General features: G+C 69.0%; 1 pseudogene. It reads right to left on the bottom strand.

Features of this window, described 5'->3' with window-relative positions:
* Window positions 1-232: pseudogene (locus GPT33_RS11830) on the bottom strand (peptidase S13); the annotation flags it as partial.

Genomic DNA, 232 nt, shown 5'->3' with positions numbered 1-232 from the left:
GCCGGTGCCTTCGAGTTTGGCGGCGAGCAGCTCGCCGAAGTAGCGCAGCGCCTTGTCGCGCTCGCGCAGATTTACGCGCTGCTTGCCGGCGGCCCCGGCCATCCCGAAGCGCCGCGCCGAGTCGGTCAGCGGGGTCTGCGGCTCGGCGCTCTTGATGCTGTCGCCGGTGCGAATCAGGTTCACGGTGTTGAAGTTGGCCGCTAAGGCGGTGACGGGTGCGTCGTATGGGGTG

This window comes from Thiocapsa sp. (assembly GCF_011390875.1).
GTDB lineage: Bacteria > Pseudomonadota > Gammaproteobacteria > Chromatiales > Chromatiaceae > Thiocapsa.
Note: the sequence above shows the minus strand (reverse complement) of the source record. Positions and strands in the feature narration are given on the sequence as shown.